Origin of the sequence: Paenibacillus sp. GCM10027629 (genome assembly GCF_042676425.1) — a bacterium.
Lineage (GTDB): Bacteria > Bacillota > Bacilli > Paenibacillales > Paenibacillaceae > Paenibacillus_K > Paenibacillus_K terrigena.
This window is the reverse complement of record NZ_JBHTGZ010000009.1, coordinates 1576104-1600442: the sequence shown is the minus strand read 5'-3', so window position 1 is coordinate 1600442 and position 24339 is coordinate 1576104. Positions and strand designations below refer to the sequence as shown.

Here is a 24339-nt window from a genome sequence, read left to right as displayed (position 1 = left end):
AATTCTTCGAAATCAAAATATTTTCTAAATACATGTCAAAAAGATTCTCCATATGGCATCTATTATGCGGATAGACGGATGATGAGCGATGAAGGAGTATGACGGTGAAAGAAATCGGAATAAGACAGTCAAGTACTGGCGACCAGGATGTAGATGAATCCACAACGCTAATTGAACGGGCACAGCAAGGGGATCACGATGCTTTTAGTGAGCTGGTTCGCAGACATCGATCTAACGCGCATGCGTGGGCTTTGGGGATTACGCAGGATTCGTTTATGGCGGAAGACGTTGTACAAGATGCACTCTTAAAAGCTTTCATGCATCTTGGTACATTAGTTGACGTTTCGCGGTTTCTCCAATGGCTTCACACAATCGTACGTAATCAGGCCATGATGAGCTCAGACGCGGTGGACCTTATGGGAAAGAGAGACCCTTTACTAGTAGTTTCGTAGCCAGTGTCTCTTCCGATCGAGTTGATTGGGAAGACGTGGAGAGCATCCTGACTTACATGATGCAAACGAGGTGGAAGGAAAGTGAGACCTATCGTAACCCTGAAGCGTATGTCGTTCGAAAAGAAACCTTAGAGACGATACTCGGTCTCTTCACCTGCTTAAACCGCCGAGAAAGAGGAATTATTGAAGCTTATTTCTATTTGATTTCCAACTCTCTTGATTGTCCATATTACAGTAGGACGAACTAACATTAATAGACCAAAAAGTATTAGTAAAATTGCGAGAATAATCATATGTTTCTCCTTCGAAGATGGAGCGTTTCAAAAATCCACTTGTATTAACTTTTGAAACAATTAAAAGTGCATAATAAAAGACCTCAAATAAGAGATCAATTATTTTCTAACTCTAACTATCTTTTTTTCTTTCTTACTTTTATGGCAACCATTATACACACAAATGCTCCCATAAAAGTTGAAAAAATTGCAATAAAAGCACCATTATCCATCTGTACCCCTCCAAATCAAATTATAGATTAATTTTAACAAATTAGTAAATATTACAAATTAATTCACCAAGAAAATAGCCTAATATTTTTAAAGAAACGGTTCATACTGGCGATCCGTTCATTTTTGCAGAGGCACCCTTAGCTTACAATCAATTAGGGAAGGGAAAGACGTCGGAGATCGGTCTCATTCCCATCACCGAGCCTAACGAAATGGATCGACGGACAGCACTGTGTAATATGCTCGAAATGGTTTGGGAGCATGGGAACATGACGGGATCTATTAAACATGCCGATGGTGAATTAACGAAAGGGATTGCTGCTTATGATGCATGGATCGAGGCTTTTCGAGGGGATGGGATTGTCCCGTTTTTTGCCTATAATATTGCTGTGTATTCGGAATTACGTCAGTTCGCTGTACAATTTCTCCGTAGATTAAGGGAAGATTTTGTGGAACACGATTGGACATTCATCACTGACGCCCTCCATCATTATGAAGCGGTGGCCTCGGCACTACAAGGTCTTGCCGATTTGTTTCCTTTCCCAGGTGGTGGAGATCCAAAAGATGCACAAAACATCGAGAAAGCGGTCAATCTCCTAGAAGGGGCCAAAAGGGCGGAAATCGATGGCCTGCAGGCATTGAAACATTTGCGCGAAGCTTTAGGATCATTGCAAGCTGAAGGCATTCAATGAAAAGCATCATGTATATCAGATGATATTGGAAAAGCACCATCTCTGCCGTTTCGCGGTGAGGATGGTGCTTTAGCACTCGAACGGTACGCAATCAATGATTAATGTCGCACTTGTTCATGATGAAAGAAATCTGATTCTCGAGTCGGTTGATCATTTCCTGCGATTCGGCATCTTCTGTACCCCGTCCACGAAGATCTGCGAGCTCTTGCTTGAGCTGATGCAGGTCATCGCCTGCGTTCGCGCAGTTGTAATGGCTCTCTAGATTATCGAGCATGTCGGATCCTCCAATCGGTAGTGGGTTTACTTCCCTATTATGGAGATTTTCGCTGAACTTATTCAGGGATGTGTATGTGCATGTGGACGACTGCATAGGGAAAGGGTGAGAAAGACGTTTTATTCGTTTACAAACTTGCTGCCAGCAATGTTCTTACCGCGTACAAGCAGGGGAATTAGAGTTTTTTCATGACGAACGGGTCACGATAGCATTCCTGTAATGAATTATTGGAACAAATACTTAGAATAATAAGATTTAAAACGCATTTCACCAATTGACTCCCCAGTTACGCGAAAGGTATGATGATAGTAGGACTATCATCATTAATTATTCTTTTGTGAATAAGGAGGGTTCTATATGAATTACAGAGAAAAAGAGTATGAGTTTGTAGCCATTGACAATGAAAGCTTTGGCGGTTACATTCGTATGCCGTCACTTGTCACCAAATTTTTCATTAAAGCAAATGTGAAAAAAATTAGAAAAATGATGGGTGGCGTCAGTAAAGATATCTCCGTAAGGCCGATTCATATCGAAGATCGCAATATTAGAGGTTACAAAAGCGATTTTCGGATTCGTATCTATAAACCGGAAGGCGATGCAAAACGTCCGCTAATGGTTTTCCTTCATGGAGGTGGTTGGTTTGGTGGGTCTATCGATGCGGTTCACGATTATTGCAAGGCGGTAGCTGACCAGGCTGATTGCGTTGTACTATCTGTCGATTATCATTTAGCACCGGAAGCTCCTTTTCCGGAAGGTCTCGAGGATTCCTATGCGGCGGTGAAATGGGGTGTCGAGCATGCCGAAGAGCTCAACATCGATGTCGATAACTTGATCGTATCAGGGGATAGCGCAGGGGGCAATTACTCTGCAATTATTTCAATTCTAGCTAGAGATCGTGCAGAATTCCATATTTCTAGACAAATTTTACTTTATCCAGCAACAGATTTATCCGTTATGGGCAGTGATATGACGAATAAGTCAGAGCGTGCATTTGGCGAAGCGATCCTAGAAATGTATTTGAAAAAATCGAAGGAACCTCTAGATAGTCCGTTCGTTTCTCCGATGCATTGTAAAGATCATACCAAATTACCGGATGCTTTGATCGTCGTTGGTGATTTGGATTTCTTAAAAGACTCGTCGTTGGCCTATGCGAATAAGCTGAAAGACGCTGGCAACAAAGTTCATTTCTCCTTATATAAAAACACAAGACACGCCTTTATCGATAACACAGGGAATTGTAAACAAGCCGAAGATTTCATCGGTGAAGTCAATGATTTTATCAACGGCCGACTATAAGCTTACACATTGTCAGCATAATTCCATTCCAGTAGTAAAGGATTAATCTCGGATTTCAGTCAAATCGCCAAAATAAAAAACAGCCGCCGGCTCTCAAAGCCAGGCGGCCGTTCCTATATTTCCTTACTTTACTTCGTTCAGACGCTCTTCCAGACGATCCCAAGTTTCGGTGATGCCCTGCAGCATGCCCATGTCCATGACGGTCTTGAGGGCCTCTGCGGACACATATTCACCACGGTTGACCAGCTTCGTTTTGCCGTCCAGATCGATGAATTCCAACGTGACCTCGGTCGATGGCATGTTCTCGTTCGTATTACATTCGGCATCCGAGAAGTAATCTGTGTAGTTGATCGTCTTCGGCTCGACAATGTCCTTGTAAACGGCTTTGCCCCAAGATTCCATGCCGTAAAATTGACCTTGATTCTGATCGACACACTTCATGCAGTAGTGCCAAACGCCGCCCGGCCGGAAATCGACGTTGCAAACCGGAATCTCCCAGCCTCTTGGTCCCCACCAACGCTTAAGATGCTCAGGGTCTTTAAACATCTCGTACACGAGATCGCGCGGCGCGTCGAAAACGCGCTCCAGCACCAGCACCCGTTCGTTTTCTACTCTCGAAACCATTGAATTGTTTGACATTGTAAATCCTCCTCATTATTTGAATGAACTTATGATTTCTCCTTGTTTTGCAACTAATGCAATAGTTGCGCATCGTCTTGTTGAATTGAATATACATCATAAAGAATATTCCTGTCAAGGAATATTTAGACGATATATGAGGGCGTAGGATGCAAAAGCAGATGATCCGCAGCATGACAAAAAAGGCAGCCATTTAGGCTGCCTTCTTCTCTAATCATGTATATCGGCCCACATCTCGTCTTCGACATCCAAATGGATCTGATCGCGATAGACGCGGCGATTGTATTCGGAAAACATATAACGTTCGATGGCCTCAAGCATATTGGCTTCGACGAGATACTGCAGACGGCCCTGAATGGTCACTTCTGCGGTAAACCCATTCTCTTCATCCCAGCACAATTCAACGAGTACATCTGTAGGTCGAACTTGTTTGCGTTCCGCCATGTGAGTACAAATGGCATTAACGATTTCATCCATCGATAAGCGCATAACTTAGTACCTTCTATGGCGATCGCCATCTGCTACTTTACGACGGTTCTTGAAGTAAGTGAACAGAGAGCGTACAATTGCAAAAATAATGAAGATTGCTGCGACGTTAATAAGTAGGCCGAACATATTTGCCATAAATCCGGAACCTAACATACTTCCGAATAACATACCAGCAAGTCCACCCATCATCAATCCGCCTAAGAAGCTACCGCCACTGAAAAATCCTCTTTTACCCGTAGTAGCAGTCGTTCCGGATTTAGTGCTCGAACCGCTGTCCGATTTGTTCACATTGTTCTGCGACCTTGACGGCGTGTTGTTGTACGATTTCGTACCCGATTTGAACCCGCCACGTGGCTTGGCATCGATAACACTTGGTGTAACGACGACCATCATGAGTAAGAAAGCCATCATGACTAATACCAATTTACGCATGCTTTCTGATTCCCCTTTGTAGGTTGTGTATGATATTCTTCACATTACATACGAACGTAAACGAACATGGTTTCAATTATTTCAATAAATCGATTAAAATAATCTTATTAATTGACGAGAGTGGGGAGTCGATCGTGAAGTACCCGGAAGCATATATTGACTATTTAGTGGAATTCCACGGGACACGAGATTATTTTGAGTGCCATGAGATTATGGAGGAGCATTGGAAAGAGGATGCGCAGGATCCGTTAACAGTGACATGGTTAGGTCTGATTCAAGTCGCGGTATCAAGCTACCATCACCGACGGGGGAATCGAGCAGGCGCAGTGAAAATGCTCCATACGGCGATTAAACATAGTGATCCGCAGCCGTTAAGTCAATTAGGAATCGATGCTACAGCATGGATTCAAGCATTGCAAATACGTTACGAAGCACTTGTGCAGCAGAAGGAAGCACTCTTTACTGATCTAAATATACCCATTGTAGATGTTCGGTTAATTGCGCGTTGCGAGCAGCGATGCATAGAAGCAGGATTGACATGGTGTGCACCAAGTGATACTTCGAATGAGGAGCTTATTCATCGGCATAAGCTTCGCGATCGATCTGAGGTCATTGCAGAGCGTAAGAGGCAGCTCGCAGCCAGACATGCGAACAATGCGTAATATAGATAATCATTTCCAATCCATGTATATATTCCCTACATGAAGCTTGCTAGATAAATACAAAACGAGAGCTTTTTATAAGCTCTTTTTTTAATTCAGTACCTTGCATTATTCAGTAGTGTGCTATATACTCTTCTTAGGTAGTGAATGATGTTCAGTACTGATTAATGAATTCCTAATACAATAAATGAAGCGGGTGAACCGAGTGAACGTCCAAGTACAGTTCAAAAAAGGCGTATTGGAGCTATGTGTCCTTTACTTGATTCATAAACAAGATAAGTACGGCTACGAATTGGCGCAGCAAGTATCGGAGCATATTGAGGTGGCTGAGGGCGCGCTCTACCCCTTACTAAGGCGACTCGTCAATGATGGGTATTGTTCAACCTATCTTCAAGAATCATCGGAGGGACCGCCACGTAAGTATTATCAGATTACCCCGATGGGCGAGATTTACTTGAAGGAAATGATTAAGGAATGGCGAAAATTTGTGGGGAGTGTAACGAAGTTAATTGGGAAGGATGAGACCCTTGAATAAAGCGGAGTTTATGACATTACTTGAGAGACATATCGTCTTAATGCCGGTACATGAACGCAATGAGCTGTTACAGGAGTATGCGGCCCATTTTGAATTTGGGCGTCAGAACGGGAAGTCGGAGGAAGCCATTGCTCAGGAATTAGGGCATCCTGTCGAGCTTGCCTACGAAATTTTGGGTGATCGCTATGTGGATCCTCAATTATATTCTCCGCCGCCGAGTCCATCATCGACAGGGGGCAGGATTGGCAAGGCGATCGGACTATTTTTTCTGAATATTCTACTTGTGATTCCGATGGGAGCTGCACTCTATTCGCTGGGTTTAGCGGTAACCGCATTACTCGTAGCTTGTCTGTCTGCGCCGCTGCTCGTCGTTGCGGATTTCGTCATCAATGGGCAGTTTGTGATGTATAAAATTTTCTTGGCACTCATTATGGTTGGTATTGGCTTATTTATGGTGTTTGGCGTGAAGAACATGTGGAAAGGCATTATTCATGGAACTCTGCGCTATATCCAGTGGAATATGAATACTGTTACGGGGGGAGAGAGACGATGATTCGCAAATTTACTTATTTCATAGCGACATGCTGCATTGTCATAGGTGTCATAGGATTGTTAGTTTATGGGGTCAAAGACCCTACTGTGAAGGATGTTGCTTACACGAAAAAATGGGATTTCAAAGCGGCGGAATTCAAGAACTTCATACTTAATAGTGATTATGATATCGATGTTGAATTTAGGGAGAGCCCTGATCAGTCAGGATACGTAGAACTCTCTGGCAAGCTTCCTCCGGAGAAGATTGCGTCCCTTGAAAATGTTGAAATCCAGCGTGCAGGCTTGAATCTGGATCTTGAACGGGATTCAGTATTTCAATTTCAAGTCTTTGATTTTTCATTTTCATCAGATCAGAAGCTTGTGATTGCTCTTCCACAAGGTGAAGTCCTAGATCTAATGGAGCTGAATAGTACTTCGAGTAATATCGATGTGGAACGTGCACGAGCAATGTCGGTAAAGGTGAAGACAACATCGGGCGATTTGAATGTCAAGCAACTGGATGCAGAACAGGTGAAGCTCGAAGCGACATCGGGCAACATCAAGGGGCAAGAATTACAAGGTCAGGTCGAATTAACGACGAAATCGGGAGAAGTTCGTCTAGATCAGCTCTCTGGAGATATCGTGGCCGTTGTTACTTCGGGCAATATTGACGTGAAAGATCATGTGGGGACGGCGAATCTTCGTACTACATCGGGGAATATTGAATTAACGCAATTGCAGATTACACCGGAAGTGAGTCTCGAATCGACGTCGGGGAATGTAGATTTGACCATCCCGCAAGCATTCGATGGGGTCTATGATGTGAAGACGAATTCGGGAGAAATCGAAATACCGGATACGACGTTAACAACAAAGGACATGGTTAAGGCACGCACATCTTCAGGCAATATTACGATTGATAAGAAATAAACAACAAAACACGCCATCACGATTGCGTTCGTGCGGCGTGTTTTGTTATATTCTTGGATTAATTCACTTTAGCCATTTCCAATTTGCCAGTCTCGGAATCCATAATTAGACCATGAACTTGGACACTGCTGGGCATTAATGGATGGTTACGAATGATCGCGACGCTGCTTACAACGCCTTCTTCAACACTTTCGAATCCGCGCAAGAAGCGGTTCATCTTGATACCGGAATTCTCAAGCGTCGTGATGACCGTTTCCGAGATTCCACGCTCAATAGCCTGCGCCACAATATTCTCGGAATTTAATTTTGTCATGCCGCATCCGCGGTGGCCAACGACCAAGACTTCTTCCGCACCAAGTTCGTAGATAGCCACCAGAATACTCCGCATGACCGATCCGAAAGGCTGGGTGATGATCGCTCCGGCATTTTTAATGATTTTGGCATCGCCGTTCTTCAGATTCATGGCTTTTGGCAGCAGCTCGACAAGACGAGCATCCATACAGGTTAAGATGACGAGCTTTTTCTCCGGGAACTTGTCCGTTTTATAGGTCTCATAACCTTTCGTCTCAACGAAGGCTTGGTTGAATTCTAGAATCGTCTCAAGATTTGACACAGGGATTCCTCCTCTTTCTATCTGAAATTGTATAATCCAATTGGCTAAGATCTGCGATCCACAAGCCTAACATTGGAGCTGTAAATTTGGCTATCGCTGGATAATTTGAAGCTGGTCGACCCACTAAGATCGATCTTCATGCGCTCTTCAAAAAAAATGATACGTGCTTTATCCGTGGCCATAGGTGGCCCGTTCGAGTCCACAAGGATATCGGTATCTTCGATGGCCGAGACCAAATGCAGCGCAGGTAGTCCGTTGCAGCCGCAATCTTCGGTGTCGTAGACGAGCTTGAGATAGCAGGTTGTAGAACCCGTGCCGATTCGCTCATTAATCGCTTCGAGTGCTTCGTCTGTCAAATGAATGTACATGCAGGTTCTCCTCTCCCTTGTGTGACATATGTCATCTTTTTCTCTTAACAGTTGATTATACGCCTTGCAAAAAGTATCATCAAGAGGTGAGTGAAAACCAACGAATTAGAATATATTGCGAGGGGCGGCAATCGAATGAATCCAGTGATTGAACAACAAGTGAAAGATTTTCGCGAATTGGTTCAAAAAATTAAGAGTTATGAGGAAGCACTAGGTGTGATGTACTGGGATTTGCGTACAGGTGCGCCTAAAAAAGGAATGGAAGCCCGTTCTGAGGTCATCGGCGTTCTATCGACCGAAATGTTCAAATTATCCACATCCAATGAGATGGGTGAATATGTTGCGGCATTGTCAGAGCCTGAGGCATATGCCCAGCTGGATGAGATGAATCAGAAGATCGTCCAGGAATGCAAGAAAGAGTATGAGAAGAGCAAGAAGATCCCAGCGAAAATGTATCAGGAATACGTGGTGTTAACAACACAAGCGGAGAATGTCTGGGAAGAAGCAAGGGAAGCCGATGATTTCGAAATGTTCAAGCCTTATTTAGAAAAGGTTGTAGCCTATAACCAGCAATTCATCGATCTATGGGGTGCGAAAGAAACGCGTTACGATACATTGTTAGATATGTATGAACCAGGACTCACGGTTGCGAAGTTGGACGAGGTGTTCGGTGAGGTGCGTGCGCGAACTGTTCCACTTGTTGCGGCTATTGCGGCATCGCAGGACAAACCGGATATGTCGTGCCTGGAACAGAAATTCGATATTGATAAACAGCGAGAAATCAGTCTATTCTTGCTAGAGCAAATGGGATATGATTTTGATGCGGGTCGTCTCGATGTGAGTGTACATCCATTCGCGACAGGCTTGAATCCAGGAGATGTACGTATTACTACACGTTATGACGAGAAGGATCTACCGAATTCCTTGTTCAGTTCATTACACGAAGGTGGACACGCACTCTACGAGCAGAACATTTCGAAGGATTTGATCGGAACGCCACTATGTACTGGAACTTCGATGGGGATTCATGAATCACAATCCCGGTTCTGGGAAAATATGATTGGACGCAGCCGGTTGTTCTGGAATCGATATTATAAGGATGTTCAACGCATATTCCCAGGTCAGCTCGATGTATCTGCAGATGCGTTCTATCGCGCAATGAATCGTTCGGAGGCTTCGTTCATTCGTACGGAATCCGATGAGTTGACTTATAATCTACATATCATTATTCGTTATGAAATTGAGAAAATGTTGTTCAATGAAGGATTAAGTGTTGCGGACTTGCCGGCGGTATGGAATGCGAAGTATGAGGAATACCTTGGTATCACACCTCCATCGGACAGTTTGGGCGTTCTTCAAGATGTTCACTGGGGAGGCGGAGGCTTCGGTTATTTCCCATCGTACTCTCTTGGTAACATGTATGCTGCACAGATGATGCATACGATGCGTCAAGAGATGCCAGAGCTGGATAGCTATATTGAACAAGGCCGATTGGCACCGATCAAAGAATGGCTCACGGATAAGGTTTATCAATATGGTAAGAGCCAGACGCCGGGCGAGATCATTCAGCGCATTACAGGTGAGGAATTGAATCCTACCTATTTGATCGAATACTTAGAGAATAAATTTAAAGAAGTGTACAACCTGCAATAAAAGCCATAGAATCAGAAAAGCTCATCCTCCTGTTAGGGAAGATGAGCTTTTTGTCGTGATGCCTTGCTAGCTAGAACGTTGATGGATTTCGAATTCGTTTTCCGAATTGGAGGATAGTCTAAGATCTCGTACGAAGCTCTTCAATTGTCTGTTTCATCCACTCAATATCGCAGCGAAACAGTGCAATTCGGTGTCTAATCGTTAGATTAACGCCATGTAGATGCTCTACATGGGGGGGAACAGCTTCATAGGATGCGAGTAATTCCTCCGTTTTCGCTAACCGCTCGTTCAAGTTGCCGATGACTTCGTCCTTCGGTAATTGATCCATGAAGCAGATGCCAATATCGCCATGGGGCAAGTAATCATTCACTTGGACCAGGGACATGCGCAGCAATTTATAGAACTTCTCCTCACCCGCTGGCGTAATGGAGTAGACTTGTTTGGCAGGTCGATTCCCGTCTTGCTCCGTTGTCGCTTCAATTAGACCCGATTCATTTAGCTTCTTCAATAACGAATAGGCAGTTGCCTTCTTCATATCCGATACGCGCCCCAGATTGCGCTCAATAAAATCATTAATTTGGTATCCATGCTGACTTTGGGATTTCAACAGCCCTAGTATGAGTAGTGTACGCTCGTCCATTTGTGCCCCTCCTAGAAGTAATTATTCTATAGGTGATTAGTCACACTTGACTATATACGTGTAAGTGGTAAACTTACGATATAACGTGTTTAGTCATATGTGACTATATACTGACATTATACATGGGAAGCGGTTGACGCTCAACAAGTACGTTGAATGGAGTGAGAGGGATGAAACGGAATTTAACATGGAGCTTGATTATTTTTGCTATTGGCGTATTTATGGGCGCATTGGATAACGGCATAATTACAGCGGCGCTCACAACGTTGAATCGATCTTTTGGAGTATCTCCAACATGGGGAGCTTGGACGATTACAGTATATACCTTGGGTCTTGCGATTAGTGTACCGATTATCGGCAAACTTTCTGATCGATACGGGCGCAAGAAACTGTTCATTTTCGAGGTCACATTATTTGGTCTAGGATCATTGCTCGTCGCATTAAGTCCGAATTTCACCTGGTTCCTTGTGTGTCGATTCATCCAAGCCATAGGTGGCGGCGGAATATTTATTATTGCAAGTTCCTTTGTCTTAAATACATTTCCACGTGAGAAACAGGGGCGGATGCTCGGGATTCTCGGTGGGATGAACGGAATTGCATCGGTCCTTGGCCCGAATATCGGATCTTTCATATTAAATATGACAGGTAGTTGGCATTGGTTATTCCTGATTAATGTTCCGATTGCGATAACACTCGCGATTCTGGGAATGAAATTCATTCATGAAGAGCAGAAATTGACCGAAGCACGGCTTGATTATGCTGGCGTTGCGATTCTAAGCTTGGCTGTACTCTCTATGATGTACGGATTGACGAAGCTTGATGGTGTTAACCTCGTCGACAGTCTGACTTCTGGACCGTTTCTTGGATTTATTGCGATAGGACTCGTCCTGCTCGTGATCCTCGTGATCACGGAACGCCGAGTTGAGAAATCATCAAAGGATCCGATCTTGCCGATTTTTCTATTTAAGAATGGGGTGTTTTGTTGGACCTTGTTCTATGCGATGCTCTCGGGGACGATTATTGCTTCCATTATCTTCGTTCCAGGCTTCATTGAACAATATTTGGGTGTAAGTTCGGCGGTCTCGGGTTATTGGTTCACGCCGCTCGCTCTAGCAGCTGGGGCTGGCGCCGCGTTAGGAGGCAGACTGGTGGACCGTAAAGGTTCTGTCTTCACGATGCTGACAGCAAGTGCGATTGCTGCGTTAGGCTTCTTGTTATTCGCGGTATGGGTGGAGCAAATCTGGCAGATGGTTATCGCCAGCTGTCTTGTAGGGATTGGGTTTGGTTCGATGCTGGGTGCGCCAGTGAATATTCTCGCTACAGAGAATGCAGGCGATAACAAGGGGGTTGCACTAGCGACAACGTCTTTATCTCGTCAGATTGGATTGACGCTCGCACCAACATTGTTCGCGGGATTCCTTGCACGTTCGTTCATGCATATGGGGGATGCGATTAAGTCTCATTTGGGTGAAGCGCATATTCAAGGTGGTGCAGGTGCATTGCCGAACATGCCGACACAAACGGATTTCAGCACGATGCAAGCGGGAATTGCTCAAATTCCGGATCCAACGACGAAGAAAGCTTTGATGGATGCGCTGCACGAGGTCGTAGGGATAGGCTATCATGGCTTGTTTTACGCCGCTATGACGATCTGTATCGTATTGTTCGCAACAACGCTCGTCATTGGTGTTGTTCGCAAGAACAAGCAAGGGAGACATCCACTGCACCAGAACTTATGAGATATTAGAAGAGGTTATTCAAAAAATCATCATTTGATCACGAAGTTATTCAAGAAGCATAATCGACATCGAATCTTGCGTTCACCTTCGAAGTCCGGTACTCATTTAGGTTTCGCCTAAACTCCGTTCCTCCTTCTTCAGGTTCTCGCAACCTTCTCGGTGCTGAAATGCCGACTTTTTGAACACGCACTATAAGCATTGATTGAAAGCACCCTTCGGGGTGCTTTTTATGTTTGATAAATTATCCTAGGCATATGGTAGGATATTTGAGTGAATAAAGAAAATATATCATGTAACCACAAGAAATATCATTACAATGATCTCTTTGAATCTTTAAACTGTTATTAAGCAAAGTAGATCGCCTCACTTTTGCTCTATTGAAGGTGATCTTTTTTTATCATATTATTGTTAGCAAGTAATCGATAATAATTGGCATAAGTATGGAGGGTTTCCATGTTCAGACAAAAAGATAGAGAGATTACGATGCATTTTATTAGAACTTTTGTATTGATTATCATTATTCCATTCATCATATTTATTAATATATTCTATAAATACTATTCAACCTCATTAATTCACAAGTCCATTGATCAAATGGTTCAGCAGTTGGATGCAGCGTCTAACAATATGAACTCTGAGCTGAAACGAGCCTCCCTTACCATCTCTACAATTGCGAATGTAAATGACCACACGATTCTGGATGCAGTCTCAGCGTGGAGCAGAAGCTCAAGTTCAGTAGAGAAAATTCAACTTACGCGTGAGATCGATGCCTACTTAAATATTATCTCGAATTATAGCAATGATATTGTAAGCGTTATCTTTACGTTGAAGGATGGAGGTTACTATTATTTTAAGAATTCTCCTACGATTTCCGATTCTTCCATTCGCAATCTGCCATGGTATCAAGAGACGCTGAGGAACAGCAATGGAACAGCAGTCATTGTTGATAGCCTGAACGGCATTACTTCAGATAAACAGGACATGTTTACCTTATTGCTTCATCCGGATCAATCGCTCGAAACAGAGGTTGAGATGGTTTATTTGATTACCCACGCCTCTCTGCCAGACTACATTCATAAGAATCCAGATATTGAACAATTCATGATTGATCGGAACGGTAATCGAATTGTGAATCAGAACAATCATGATAAGGTAGATCCAGAAATCTTAATGGAACTATCCAAGATGCTGAAGAAGCCAACTCATGATCGTGATGAGGATTACACCTTTATTAATATCAATGGAGCGAATAAGCTTATAAAGCTGTATTCATTTGAGAAGTCAGGTTGGAGTATCGTCAATATTTTAGATGAGAACATAGTTACGAGGGATGCAAATCAATTTTTAAAAATTTCCATCATTTTCATATTTGGTAGTTTTGCTTTATTTCTATTGTTTTTATTAAGTTTTTTTAAAGATATACTTAGGCCATTGCAGAATCTCATTCGAGCGATGAGAAAGGTGGAGACAGGCGATTTTTTTACGGAAGTAAAGGCAGACGGAAGAGGTGAGATTAAGCGGCTAGGCTATTCCTTCAATCGCATGGTTTCTCAGATCAGAGATCTTATGCAAGAACGGGATTTGAAGGAACGAGCGCGCAGCCAGGCTGAAATCGAAGCTTTGCAGTCACAGATTAATCCACACTTCTTATCGAATACATTGAATTCCGTTCGGCTTATGGCGATGATCGCAAAAACAGACAATATTCGTAAAATTATTGAGAGCCTATCTGCCCTTCTGACGCATGTATTTCGTGAACCAAACTCGCTAGCCCCGATTGGTCAAGAGATCAAAGTACTAGAGTCCTACGTGCATATTATGCAGGTTCGTTATGGAGGCAAGCTGAATATCCAATTTGATATTGATGATACGCTTTTGAATTACAGTATGCCCAAAATGCTGCTTCAGCCGATTCTTGAAAATGCCATTTTTCATGGACTTGATCAACAACAGATGAACGAGTTGATTGAAGTGAAAGCGGTTCGGCATGAGCTTGGCGTATGCTTTACGATCACGGATTATGGTAAAGGAATGACAGACGAACAAATTAGGGGATTGCTGCAGCAGGGTGAGAAATACCAGCGTGGCAATTTTAGCGGGCTAGGTGTACATAATGTGTTACAACGAATTGAGCTTAATTATGGTCATCCGTACGGTGTGGAGATTGATAGCCAGTTAGGTAGAGGGACCATCATTACGATTCTGCTCCCACTGATATTAACATAACACTTCATAGAGAGGATGAGCCATATGATGAACGTGATGATCGTTGAAGATGAGACGATTATGAGATTAGCTTTAACGACGTTGATTGATTGGGAATCGAACGGATTTCGGATTGTGTATGAAGCGAGTAATGGTTATCAAGCACTGGAGTATATAAAGGAAATTGGCGAGATAGATATTGTGATTACGGATTTGAAGATGCCTGTGATGGATGGCTTAGAACTCATTGATGAGCTAAATCAGTTGAATGGAACTTCTCCGCATGTCGTCATTTTAAGTGCATATGATGATTTTGAATTTGTAAGGAAGGCATTCAAGCGGGGGGTTAATGACTACATTCTAAAATCGGAGATGGATCCGAATGTTGTACTGGATCTCTTGAATCGAATCAAGCATGATAGTGAAGTTGAACAGAACATGTCAAGACAGTCGAAAGAAATCCGTCATGGGGAACGGATCCGGTTGAAACAGCAAACCATTCGGGAATGGCTAGAAATTGGCGTAAATGCACAGTTCGATCCTTGTATTCTGGAGGATCTGAATATGAGGCTGGAAGGGTCACATATTACCGTTTCAATGATTCGAGTAGAGGGCTTCACTGAAGTACAGGAGCGGTATGGTTCGGCTATTGGGGATTTTGTAAGTTCAGTATTAAAGTCTATAGATCAGGTACTAACGGAGGCGGGGACTGGAGAAGTCATTAGCTGGAACACGTATGAATACGTGGTGCTCTTATCGTTTGAAACAAACAGTTTAATGTATGTCAGGCAGAGTATTTCGCAGATCATGGATCAAATCATATTTGTACTGAAGGAATACATCAATATTCAAGTCACGATCGGAGTGAGTGAGCTGTGTGAAGAATTAAAGCAAATCCCGGCGTTTTATCTGCAAGCTCGCAAAAATGCGGATTTGCGCTTTGTGATTAATAAGCATCGAGTCATTTACCCAGAGGATGCTAACCATTTCTTGAAGCAGTCGGGAGAGAGCCTGATCGGGAAAGAGCAAGCCTTGCTGGATGCATTGAAGGAGCGTGAAGAGCAAGCGGTTCTGCAAGAACTAGACCATATGTTTGCATTGATCAAGCGTTCTGCTTCGATGGGAAATGAGGTGCTGCGCGCCCGGTATATGGAACTGTTAATGATGTTGGTAAAGTTCATGTATGATAACGAGTTCGTAGATAGCCTGGAAATGAACAAAATCGAAGATGTGTATCGCATGGCTTGGCAGGTTGACTCAGCTGATCGCTTGCAAGACTCGATTTCAAATTTTGTACTTCAGCTTCTGCAAGAGAGCGATAAGAAGGCGGGACAGATGAATCGGGTTGTGGCCATTGCGCAAGCTTATATCATGGAACACTATCGGGAAGAAATCACGCTAGGGAAAGTTAGTGAAATGGTACATTTAAGTGAAAGTCATTTCAGTACATTGTTCTCGAAGGCAGTAGGAGAGACGTTTAAGGAATTTGTTACCAAAGTACGCATGGAAAAGGCCATGGAAAGCATGAAGAAGGAGCCTTATCTCAAGATATATGAGATTGCTGAGCGTACAGGATATGCGAGTACTGAGCACTTTAGCCGGGTTTTTAAAAAGGCAACTGGCATAAGTCCCAATCAGTTCATAAGATCGGCTGCCAAATAGCCTAAAAATTTATCATGATTTCGAATGTTTTATCATTCTGACCGCTTATCGGAAGCGCTATGATAGAAACAGCAAATGAGCAGTAGCTTATATCCAATAAGTATAGGAGGAATGTTATATGCAACAAATTCGACCACGTATAACACGCATTTTATGTACGCTAATGATCACAGCCTTAATGGTACCCATGTTCTCCGCATGTGGATCTAAAGGGAGTTCAGACGAGGGGAAAACGGCTCAGCCGGAGACACAGCAACAGGAGCAGAAAGTAGAGAAGGATCCTGTTACATTAAAATTCCCAATCTGGTCAACGATTACGGAGGATTTATTTACGAAGCTGGATCTTGTAAACGAATACAAAAAGGAACATCCGAATGTCAACATTGAATTGGAGCTGTTAAAGGACACAGAGTATGAAAATACGATGAAGATCCGGAATTCAGCGAACGAATTGCCGGATATTCTGCCTCTGAAATCGTCTTGGTTGATTAATTTCAAGGATAATATCTTACCTCTTGATGACTTGGATGCAGCCAAGAACAATATGTTCGCAGCTGATTTCAAGGTGGGTGATCATATTTATGGTGTACCCGAAAGCCAATTCAACGAGTTCGTCTGGTATCGGAAGAGTATCTTCCAGGAATATGGACTTGAGATTCCTAAGACCTGGGGAGAGTTCATAAGTGCTGCTAAAAAGATTAAAGACGGCGGCAAATATATGCCGTTTGCCATGGGCGGTAAAGACGCTTGGCCGAATTATCCTTTCAACGAATTTATGCCTTCACTTGTAGCAGGAGATGGGGATTACTGGTCAACGATGGCGACGATGGATGAACCTTTTACGAAAGGTCAAGCCTTCTATGATGCTTATGCGAAAATTCAGGAACTGTATGATGGTAAATTGATGGGTCCTGATCCCCTCGGTGTTGGCTTTGATCAATCCAAGCTGATGTTTGGTTCCAAGCAGGCGGCGATGATTGCACTTGGTCAATGGTTCGGCAGCGATTTGAAATCGATGAAAGATGTGGATCTGAATGATGTAGGTGCTTTCTTGTTACCTGTTCGTAATTCCGAAAGTGATCCGTTTAATACGATTTCGATGGTAGATACGTTCTTCACGATTCCAAAAACGTCGAAGTACCCAGACGAAGCGAAAGAATTCATTAACTGGTTCTTCAGTGATAAATGGTATTCGAAATATTTGACTGAGGCTCAGCTTCAATCGACAGTGAAGGATGTTAAGATTGATCTAGGTTCAATGTTCAAGGGTGCTTTTGATGTGTCCAATCTGAATTATGTGCTGTATAAAGGCGGCAGTGAGGATTATAAGAAGATTGAATCGGCCATTAAGTTCGATGTGAAGAAAATGGGTCAGGATATGATGGCAGGCAAAGATTTCAATAAGATGATGCAGGATATGAATAACAGCTGGAAAAATGCCCGTTCCAAATTAAAATAAATCTCAATTTGAAAGTTGAGTAATGAGGAAGGTGGCTACCATATGGATTAGCCACTTTCCTTATCTATAAAGAAATGGAGGGGTAGAAATGAGAACGGTTTCTATGCAGAGAAACATACTGTTATTCAGCTTTTTGTTTTTTCCTGTATTGCTGCTATTGATGTTCGTGCTGTACCCGCTGTTCGAACTTATTCGATTAAGTTTTACCGATTGGAATGGAATGGATGCGAAGCAAGTGTACATTGGTTTCGACAATTACATCAAGATGTTTACCGATTCATCCGATGTATGGTTGTCCCTTCGCAATAACGGATACTACTTCCTCTTTCATTTGATTATGATTCCGCTTGAATTAGCGATTGCGGTTGTATTGGACAGTAAGATTCGTGCCAGCAAGTTTTTTAAGACCATCGTATTCATGCCTTACATTATTAATGGGGTTGCGATTTCATATATGTTTGCCTTCTTTTATAGTCCCATTAATGGGGGGTTAAATGGCATTCTTGAAGTGCTAGGGCTAGGGTCGCTCATACAGAACTGGCTCACGAATGAATCCATCGTGAACCTTAGCTTGGTGTTTGTATCGATCTGGCGATTCTCAGGCTTCCATGTCATCTTATTCCTAGCAGGCTTGCAAGCCATTCCTCAGGATCAATTCGAGGCTGCCAAAATCGATGGCGCGAGCAGCACCCAGAATTTCTGGTATATTATCGTTCCCGGTGTGAAAAAGGTACTAGAGGTTCTTTTGTTCTTAAATGTCGTTGGAGCACTACAAGTGTTCGATATTCCATATATTATGACACAGGGCGGCCCGGGTCATGCGAGTAGTACATTCACATTATACACCTTGGAGACAGCCTTCAAATTTAACAACTTCGGTATGGCTTCAGCGATGGGGATTACGATGTTAGTGCTCATTATTGTCCTGAATAGTGTACAGAAGAGGCTGTTCAACCTGAAGGGAGTTGATGAGGAATGACGCCTCGGTTAGGAAGTGCAGTCAAGAAGCTCGCTGTGTATCTCATTCTAATTACGATTTGTCTGATCATCTTTATCCCTTTACTCATAACGTTATTCGCTTCATTTAAAACTTCGATGGAGATTGGCTCTGAATTTTCGCTAAAGCCGCCTGCAAATTTTGATTTCGAGAACTACGGCGTTGTATTGGATAAAGGGAAGTTTCTACAGGGGTTTGGTAATTCGATGTTCCTGGTTGCAGTCAGTGTTGTGATTAATGCTTTATTAGGGACAATGACAGCCTATGCGATTAATCGATTTGATTTTCGCTTGAAGAAGATCATTCTCGGTCTCTTTGTAGCCGGTATGATCATGCCCGGTATGATTACTGAAATTTCACGTTTTACAGTCATTAAAAATCTTGGACTTTATAATACGATTTGGGCTCCAATTGTGATTTATGCAGCAGCGAATTTGGTTCAGCTCTACATTTATACACAGTTCATCAATGGTATTCCAAAAGAGTTGGATGAGAGTGCAATGCTCGATGGATGCTCATACTTTTCGGTCTTCAATAAAATGATTTTCCCACTTCTGCTGCCGGCAACGGCAACACTCGGTATTATTAAAGCGGTTGATGTGATGAACGATATGTATGTTCCATATCTGTACATGCCTTCAAGCAGCCTTAGAACGTTGACGACGACCTTGATGTATTTCAGTAGTTCAAAGTTTGGAAGTTGGGACTATCTCAGTGCTGCGATTATCTTGGTCATGCTGCCGACACTTTTGATTTATCTTCTATTTTCAAAGTATATCTTCAAAGGGATCGTTGCGGGTGCAGTGAAAGGATAAGAGGGATAACAGTTGGGCAGCTAAGAAAAACGGATACCATCTCAAAGGATGGTATCCGTTTCTACTTAATATAGGGCATAAGTGCATGGCTATTCACCCATTTATTCGCACCCTAATGTGGAGGTGAAGTAATATAAGAACCTAATTAGATGGCCAGAGGCTGCAACGGCATCCTAATTCCTAAAGCTTATATTATATGTTAAAGAGGTGTAGTGATGAAGAGAATAATGATATGCCTACTAGCTTTCTCATTGATATTCGGAATGGAATACCCAAACACAGTTGCACACGCGCAGAATGGAAGTCCTTCTCAGACAACCGAGAATACAAATGGCAGAAAAGTCCTGAATTTTAATAGTGATTGGGGCTTTTACAGAGGCGAGTTAGCAGGGGCAGAGGCCGTTGACTATGATGATCAGGCATTTGCTAATATTACGATTCCACACACCATGAGACTGGAGAAGAAGCATGCGAATGGTGGGCGAGCCGTATATCAAGGAATAGGCTGGTACAGACGTTATTTTACGATTGACGAGATGTACAGAGGAAATACAATCAATATCGACTTTGAAGGTGTCATGATTGACAGTGATATCTATTTGAATGGAGAAAAAATTTATACCCGTAATGGTGGTTATGTCGGATTTTCGGTAGATATTACAAGCAAGGTGAAGTTTGGTGAAACCAATGTTTTAGCCGTAAAGGTATCTAGCAAAGATAGTCCAGATACACCGCCAGGAAAGCCGCTAGCCAATCTCGATTTCCATTACTACGGTGGTATTTACAGAGATGTAACCATGAGAATTACGAATAATTTACATATTTCAGATGCATTACAGACTGACAAAACAGCTAGTGGCGGAGTTTTTGTGACTTATCCAGAAGTGAGCAAAACTCAAGCAAAGGTTAATGTAAAAACGCATGTTGTAAACAAGAATAATACGTCAGCAGATACGAAGGTTGTAACTAAGCTTGTAGACAAGAATGGAAATGCAGTTGCGCAGGGTGAAGCTGATGCTGCAAGTATACCAGCAGGTGGGGATAAGCAGTTTACTCAGGATTTAACGGTAACCAATCCGAATTTGTGGCATCCAGATACACCGTATCTGTATTCTTTAGTTAGTGAAGTGTACAATGGGTCAACTTTAGTGGATTCGGTTACGACTAAGATAGGGATCCGAACCATAGAGTACAAGGCAGATGGCTTCTATATCAATGGAGAAAGATTATATTTGCGCGGAGCCAACCGTCATCAGGCCTATCAGAATATTGGAGACGCAGCCCCTAACGCGATGCAATATCGTGATGCCATGCAAATCAAGGACAATGGATTTAATGCGGTTCGTGCGACGCATTATCCCAACGATCCGGCCTTTTTAGATGCAGCTGATGAATTAGGGTTATTAGTGATTGAATGCCAGCCTGGCTGGCAGAACTTCACCAAAAGTCAAAAGTTCTATGATCTCACATTAAGAGATACCCGTGAAATGATCAGACGTGACAGAAACAGACCATCCGTCATCCTATGGGAAACTTCACTGAATGAGACGGGCTATTCAGCAAAATGGGCACAAGAGGCTACTGCAATTGCTCATGCAGAATATCCTGGCAATCAGATGTATACAGCGGCAGACCATGGACTTCAGGGATCTTTTTATGATGTGAACTACAAAGTCGTCGATACGAATTGGGAAGCTGACCCAAGCAAATGGACTGATTTTGATCCTAACAAGCCTTTCTTTACTCGTGAATGGGGCGATTTTGAGGAATCCAGCAAGGCACTGAGAAAAGAAGGCGAAACAGCGATGAATACGCAGATTTTGACGCGTCAGAGATATTTAAATGGAGATGGTTACTCGGACTGGGGTGGCCTCGATGCCAATGACAGAATAGGTGGGTACTTCTTATGGAGCTGGAATGACTACGCACGCGGATCAACGACGAAGACATTAGGAAGCGGAACTGTAGATATCGATAGATACGAGAAATATGACTACTACTGGTTCCAGTCCATGCAATCGGCTAGAAATTCTATTTATGGTCCAATGGTGTTTATAGCAAGCACATATTCGCAGGCCTCAAGCCTAAATATCAACGTATTCAGTAACGGTGACCGTGTGAAGCTATATCAGAACAATGAATTGGTGAAAGAAATAACGAGGGAAGAGGCTCTGAAATCTGTTCAGAGTATCGCTAAAAAAGGCGGCAGCCCTATATTTACATTTAAATTAGCAAAGTTTGCAGCAGGTGAGCTTAGAGCCGAAGCGATTTTAGATGGAAAAGTCGTTAAAACGCATACGGTTAAAACACCGGGTCAAGCCGCTGGAATCGAAATTGAAGTACGCGACAAAGGAATTAAACCGGTAGCAGATGGTTCGGACTTAATCCCTGTATACTTCAAAGTCGTTGATGCAAATGGAACTATAGTACCCAACTACGAGGGTAAGCTTAAAATTTCTGTAACCGGTGATGGGGAACTCGTTGGAAAAAATATTGAACGAATCGGCGTTGAAGAACAGAGTGTTGAGGGCGGTATAGGTTTTGCATTTGTAAGAACTGCGCATGTCAGTGGAAATATCAATATTCATGCTGTTGCAGAAGGTCTCAAAGCAGGAGCCAAGACTGTAAGTACACTACCATACGAAGGTCAGTTTGTCCCTGACGGACAGCATCGGCCATGGGTTGGCGGCGTTGACAAACTTGAAACGACAGAACAGACCTATAAAAATATTGCCATTGGTAAACCTGTGACAAGTTCTTCCGAACAATCAGGTAACTTTGCCAAGAATGCAGTAGATAATGACGAGGGTACAAGATGGTGCGCCAATGGATCATCATTACCGCAGTGGATCCAGGTTGATTTACAACAGAGCAGCGCTATAGCTGGTTTTCAGATCATGTGGGAGAGAAGTACAAATGTGTATAAGTATTATATTGAAGTATCAGAAGATGGGGCGAGTTGGCAAAAGGTTGTTGATAGAACATCAAATACCACGCCTAATGGGTATGAAGATACAAATCTGTTAGAAACCAAAGGTAGGTATGTAAGATTAACCGTTGTTGATCGGATAACAAATGGAGATTGGGCATCTTTATTTGAGTTTAAGATCATACCTTCTGAAAATGAAGAACCAGGTAACATAATTACAGATGCGAAAATAGAATCCATTACATCATCTTCAGCAAGTGAAGTTGACAGAGGTACGGATAAGCTTAGAGATGGCGTAACTACGATCGGAACAGGTTGGTTATCCAAGGAATTAACTCTTCCTCAGTCCGTGACAGTGAAATTCAACAAACCCCAATCTGTTGCTGGAAGCCGTATTTTCTGGGAGAAGGACAGTAACTGGTACACGTATGATCTAGAAGTATCTACGGATGGTGAAGTGTGGCAAAAGGCGCTCGATCATCGCTATGTCGGCGGACAGCATTTCACACCCGAAAAATTTGCTAAGCCGTTTGACAACATCAACTATGTTCGTGTAACGATTAAGGATATTACTGCTGGCGGCGGGTTCAGAATAGGTATGGCGGAACTGATATTGTATGGGCAGGATTATAAAGAACCAGAGCCTAAGAATTTTGACTATATAAGTGATCTGGAATGGGTATCAGCACACAGTGATTATAATGCGGTACTTAAGGATGAACCACAGTATGGCGGTTCCACCCTTGACTTGAACACGGCAGCAGGAGTTCAGACCTTTACGAAAGGATTATCATCAGATACAAATTCAGAAGTTATATACAATGTAGATGGTCGTAAGTATACAAGATTCCAAGCCTATGCAGGAATTGATAAGAAAGCCCCTAAAATGGGTGGGGAGTCGATATTTAAAGTATTTAAAGATGATAAGCTCATCTATACAAGCGCCGTAAAGATGAGAAATGACAACTGTGAATTTATTGATCTTGACATCATAGGAGCCAAGCAGATTAAGCTTGTTGCTGAATGGAATAACAATCCTGCAAATCCTGAAGCAAGGTACAATACGCATGTTGACTGGGCAGACGCCAAATTCATCTATGGCGTAACCGCTGCGCCGTCTGGCACCATCTCGGCACCAGCTACAGTAACTGCTGGCACTGAGTTCAACGTGCAAGTCGGTCTCAGCAGCGTAACGCAAGAGGTATATGCACAGGATCTATCGGTCGATTTCGATCCAGATACACTCGAGTTCTTGGCTGCGAGTTCCCTCATTCCAGGGGTTAGCATCGTCGATAAGAAGACGACGCCGGATGGCAAGCTGCGGTTCATTGTCGCAAGTGAGGGTCCAGGCCATGCTGTAACAGGCACGAAGAATGTCCTTGAACTGACGTTCATAGCGAAGGAAGTAGCTGATGCAGCGGTAAATAGCGTCATCTCGATGACGAAAGCCATGATTTCGGATGCCGCAGGAGTAGAGACAACACTCGGAAATGCGAGCTCTACCGTACAAGTGGTGAAGAAGCAACCGCCGGTTGCGAATGGCGACTTGAACGGCGACGGCAAAGTCACGATCGGTGACCTTGCGATTGCTGCTGCGAACTATGGCGCAACCAAGGATAGCCCGAACTGGAGTAAGCTGCGCATGGCTGATTTTGACAACAATGGTGTCATTGATATCAGCGACTTGGCGGCGATCGCGCAGAAGATTATTCAATAGCAAGAGGAGAGCAGCTCGAGGCGATCTTGGGCTGCTCTATTTTCGATACAGCTATCTTTCCGTAAATTTGATCATGAAATCCAAATTATCATCATTAACCTATCCAT

Annotated in this window: 22 protein-coding genes; 15 read left to right on the top strand and 7 right to left on the bottom strand. The window is 43.1% G+C overall.

Annotated elements, in window-relative coordinates:
* Positions 1-104: 104 nt before the first annotated feature.
* Positions 105-452 (top strand): RNA polymerase sigma factor, encoded by a 348-nt coding sequence (locus ACFQZR_RS16785; RefSeq protein ID WP_379347812.1) that lies wholly within the window; start codon positions 105-107, stop codon positions 450-452.
* 772 nt (positions 453-1224) lie between these two features.
* Positions 1225-1647: a hypothetical protein gene (locus ACFQZR_RS16775; RefSeq protein ID WP_379347808.1), complete on the top strand. Its 423-nt coding sequence runs from the start codon at positions 1225-1227 to the stop codon at positions 1645-1647.
* 91 nt (positions 1648-1738) lie between these two features.
* Here ACFQZR_RS16775 and ACFQZR_RS16770 read toward each other — a convergent pair whose 3' ends face one another.
* Positions 1739-1921: a hypothetical protein gene (locus tag ACFQZR_RS16770; protein WP_018755553.1), complete on the bottom strand. Its 183-nt coding sequence runs from the start codon at positions 1919-1921 to the stop codon at positions 1739-1741.
* Positions 1922-2278: 357 nt separating this feature from the next.
* On the opposite strand from ACFQZR_RS16770, the gene ACFQZR_RS16765 reads away from it, so the two are divergent.
* On the top strand, positions 2279-3217 hold the full coding sequence (locus ACFQZR_RS16765; RefSeq protein WP_379347805.1) for an alpha/beta hydrolase: 939 nt from the start codon (positions 2279-2281) through the stop codon (positions 3215-3217).
* Positions 3218-3340: 123 nt separating this feature from the next.
* Here the strand turns inward: ACFQZR_RS16765 and ACFQZR_RS16760 are convergent, their stop codons facing one another.
* The 3 genes from ACFQZR_RS16760 to ACFQZR_RS16750 form a co-directional block, all read right to left on the bottom strand.
* Entirely contained in the window at positions 3341-3856 is a 516-nt protein-coding gene (locus ACFQZR_RS16760; RefSeq protein ID WP_379347803.1) for an SRPBCC domain-containing protein, read from the bottom strand.
* Positions 3857-4066: 210 nt separating this feature from the next.
* Entirely contained in the window at positions 4067-4345 is a 279-nt protein-coding gene (locus tag ACFQZR_RS16755; protein ID WP_018755565.1) for a YxcD family protein, read from the bottom strand.
* Positions 4346-4348: 3 nt separating this feature from the next.
* Complete coding sequence (locus ACFQZR_RS16750) at positions 4349-4777, bottom strand: hypothetical protein (RefSeq protein ID WP_379347801.1); 429 nt, start codon at positions 4775-4777, stop codon at positions 4349-4351.
* A 134-nt stretch (positions 4778-4911) separates the two neighbouring features.
* Here ACFQZR_RS16750 and ACFQZR_RS16745 point away from each other — a divergent pair, with 134 nt between their 5' ends.
* The 4 genes from ACFQZR_RS16745 (at position 4912) to ACFQZR_RS16730 (ending at position 7435) form a co-directional block, all read left to right on the top strand.
* Entirely contained in the window at positions 4912-5439 is a 528-nt protein-coding gene (locus ACFQZR_RS16745; RefSeq protein WP_379347800.1) for a DUF309 domain-containing protein, read from the top strand.
* A 205-nt stretch (positions 5440-5644) separates the two neighbouring features.
* Complete coding sequence (locus ACFQZR_RS16740) at positions 5645-5974, top strand: PadR family transcriptional regulator (RefSeq protein ID WP_379348888.1); 330 nt, start codon at positions 5645-5647, stop codon at positions 5972-5974.
* Positions 5975-5984: 10 nt separating this feature from the next.
* On the top strand, positions 5985-6527 hold the full coding sequence (locus ACFQZR_RS16735) for a DUF1700 domain-containing protein (protein WP_379347799.1): 543 nt from the start codon (positions 5985-5987) through the stop codon (positions 6525-6527).
* On the top strand, positions 6524-7435 hold the full coding sequence (locus tag ACFQZR_RS16730) for a DUF4097 family beta strand repeat-containing protein (protein ID WP_379347798.1): 912 nt from the start codon (positions 6524-6526) through the stop codon (positions 7433-7435). Before ACFQZR_RS16735 ends, ACFQZR_RS16730 begins: the two co-directional genes overlap by 4 nt.
* Before the next feature lie 58 nt (positions 7436-7493).
* Here the strand turns inward: ACFQZR_RS16730 and ACFQZR_RS16725 are convergent, their stop codons facing one another.
* Together ACFQZR_RS16725 and ACFQZR_RS16720 are read right to left on the bottom strand one after the other, a co-directional pair.
* Positions 7494-8048, bottom strand: coding sequence for a beta-class carbonic anhydrase (locus ACFQZR_RS16725; RefSeq protein ID WP_379347796.1), 555 nt, complete (start codon positions 8046-8048; stop codon positions 7494-7496).
* 44 nt (positions 8049-8092) lie between these two features.
* Complete coding sequence (locus ACFQZR_RS16720; protein WP_379347794.1) at positions 8093-8416, bottom strand: iron-sulfur cluster biosynthesis family protein; 324 nt, start codon at positions 8414-8416, stop codon at positions 8093-8095.
* Positions 8417-8551: 135 nt separating this feature from the next.
* On the opposite strand from ACFQZR_RS16720, the gene ACFQZR_RS16715 reads away from it, so the two are divergent.
* Complete coding sequence (locus ACFQZR_RS16715) at positions 8552-10069, top strand: carboxypeptidase M32 (protein WP_379347791.1); 1518 nt, start codon at positions 8552-8554, stop codon at positions 10067-10069.
* 118 nt (positions 10070-10187) lie between these two features.
* Here ACFQZR_RS16715 and ACFQZR_RS16710 read toward each other — a convergent pair whose 3' ends face one another.
* Positions 10188-10709, bottom strand: coding sequence for a PadR family transcriptional regulator (locus ACFQZR_RS16710; RefSeq protein WP_379347789.1), 522 nt, complete (start codon positions 10707-10709; stop codon positions 10188-10190).
* 170 nt (positions 10710-10879) lie between these two features.
* On the opposite strand from ACFQZR_RS16710, the gene ACFQZR_RS16705 reads away from it, so the two are divergent.
* The 7 genes from ACFQZR_RS16705 to ACFQZR_RS16675 all read left to right on the top strand — a co-directional run bounded on the left by ACFQZR_RS16705 (position 10880) and on the right by ACFQZR_RS16675 (position 24232).
* On the top strand, positions 10880-12448 hold the full coding sequence (locus ACFQZR_RS16705; protein ID WP_379347787.1) for an MFS transporter: 1569 nt from the start codon (positions 10880-10882) through the stop codon (positions 12446-12448).
* A 453-nt stretch (positions 12449-12901) separates the two neighbouring features.
* Complete coding sequence (locus ACFQZR_RS16700) at positions 12902-14674, top strand: cache domain-containing sensor histidine kinase (protein ID WP_379347785.1); 1773 nt, start codon at positions 12902-12904, stop codon at positions 14672-14674.
* Positions 14675-14698: 24 nt separating this feature from the next.
* On the top strand, positions 14699-16315 hold the full coding sequence (locus ACFQZR_RS16695; protein ID WP_379347783.1) for a response regulator: 1617 nt from the start codon (positions 14699-14701) through the stop codon (positions 16313-16315).
* Between the two features lie 118 nt (positions 16316-16433).
* Entirely contained in the window at positions 16434-17774 is a 1341-nt protein-coding gene (locus tag ACFQZR_RS16690; RefSeq protein ID WP_379347781.1) for an ABC transporter substrate-binding protein, read from the top strand.
* A gap of 88 nt (positions 17775-17862) precedes the next feature.
* Positions 17863-18753: a carbohydrate ABC transporter permease gene (locus tag ACFQZR_RS16685; RefSeq protein WP_379347779.1), complete on the top strand. Its 891-nt coding sequence runs from the start codon at positions 17863-17865 to the stop codon at positions 18751-18753.
* Positions 18750-19586, top strand: a complete 837-nt coding sequence (locus tag ACFQZR_RS16680; protein WP_379347777.1) for a carbohydrate ABC transporter permease — start codon at positions 18750-18752, stop codon at positions 19584-19586. The genes ACFQZR_RS16685 and ACFQZR_RS16680 overlap by 4 nt, the downstream gene beginning before the upstream one ends.
* A gap of 215 nt (positions 19587-19801) precedes the next feature.
* Entirely contained in the window at positions 19802-24232 is a 4431-nt protein-coding gene (locus ACFQZR_RS16675; RefSeq protein WP_379347775.1) for a discoidin domain-containing protein, read from the top strand.
* The last annotated feature ends 107 nt before the right edge of the window (positions 24233-24339 follow it).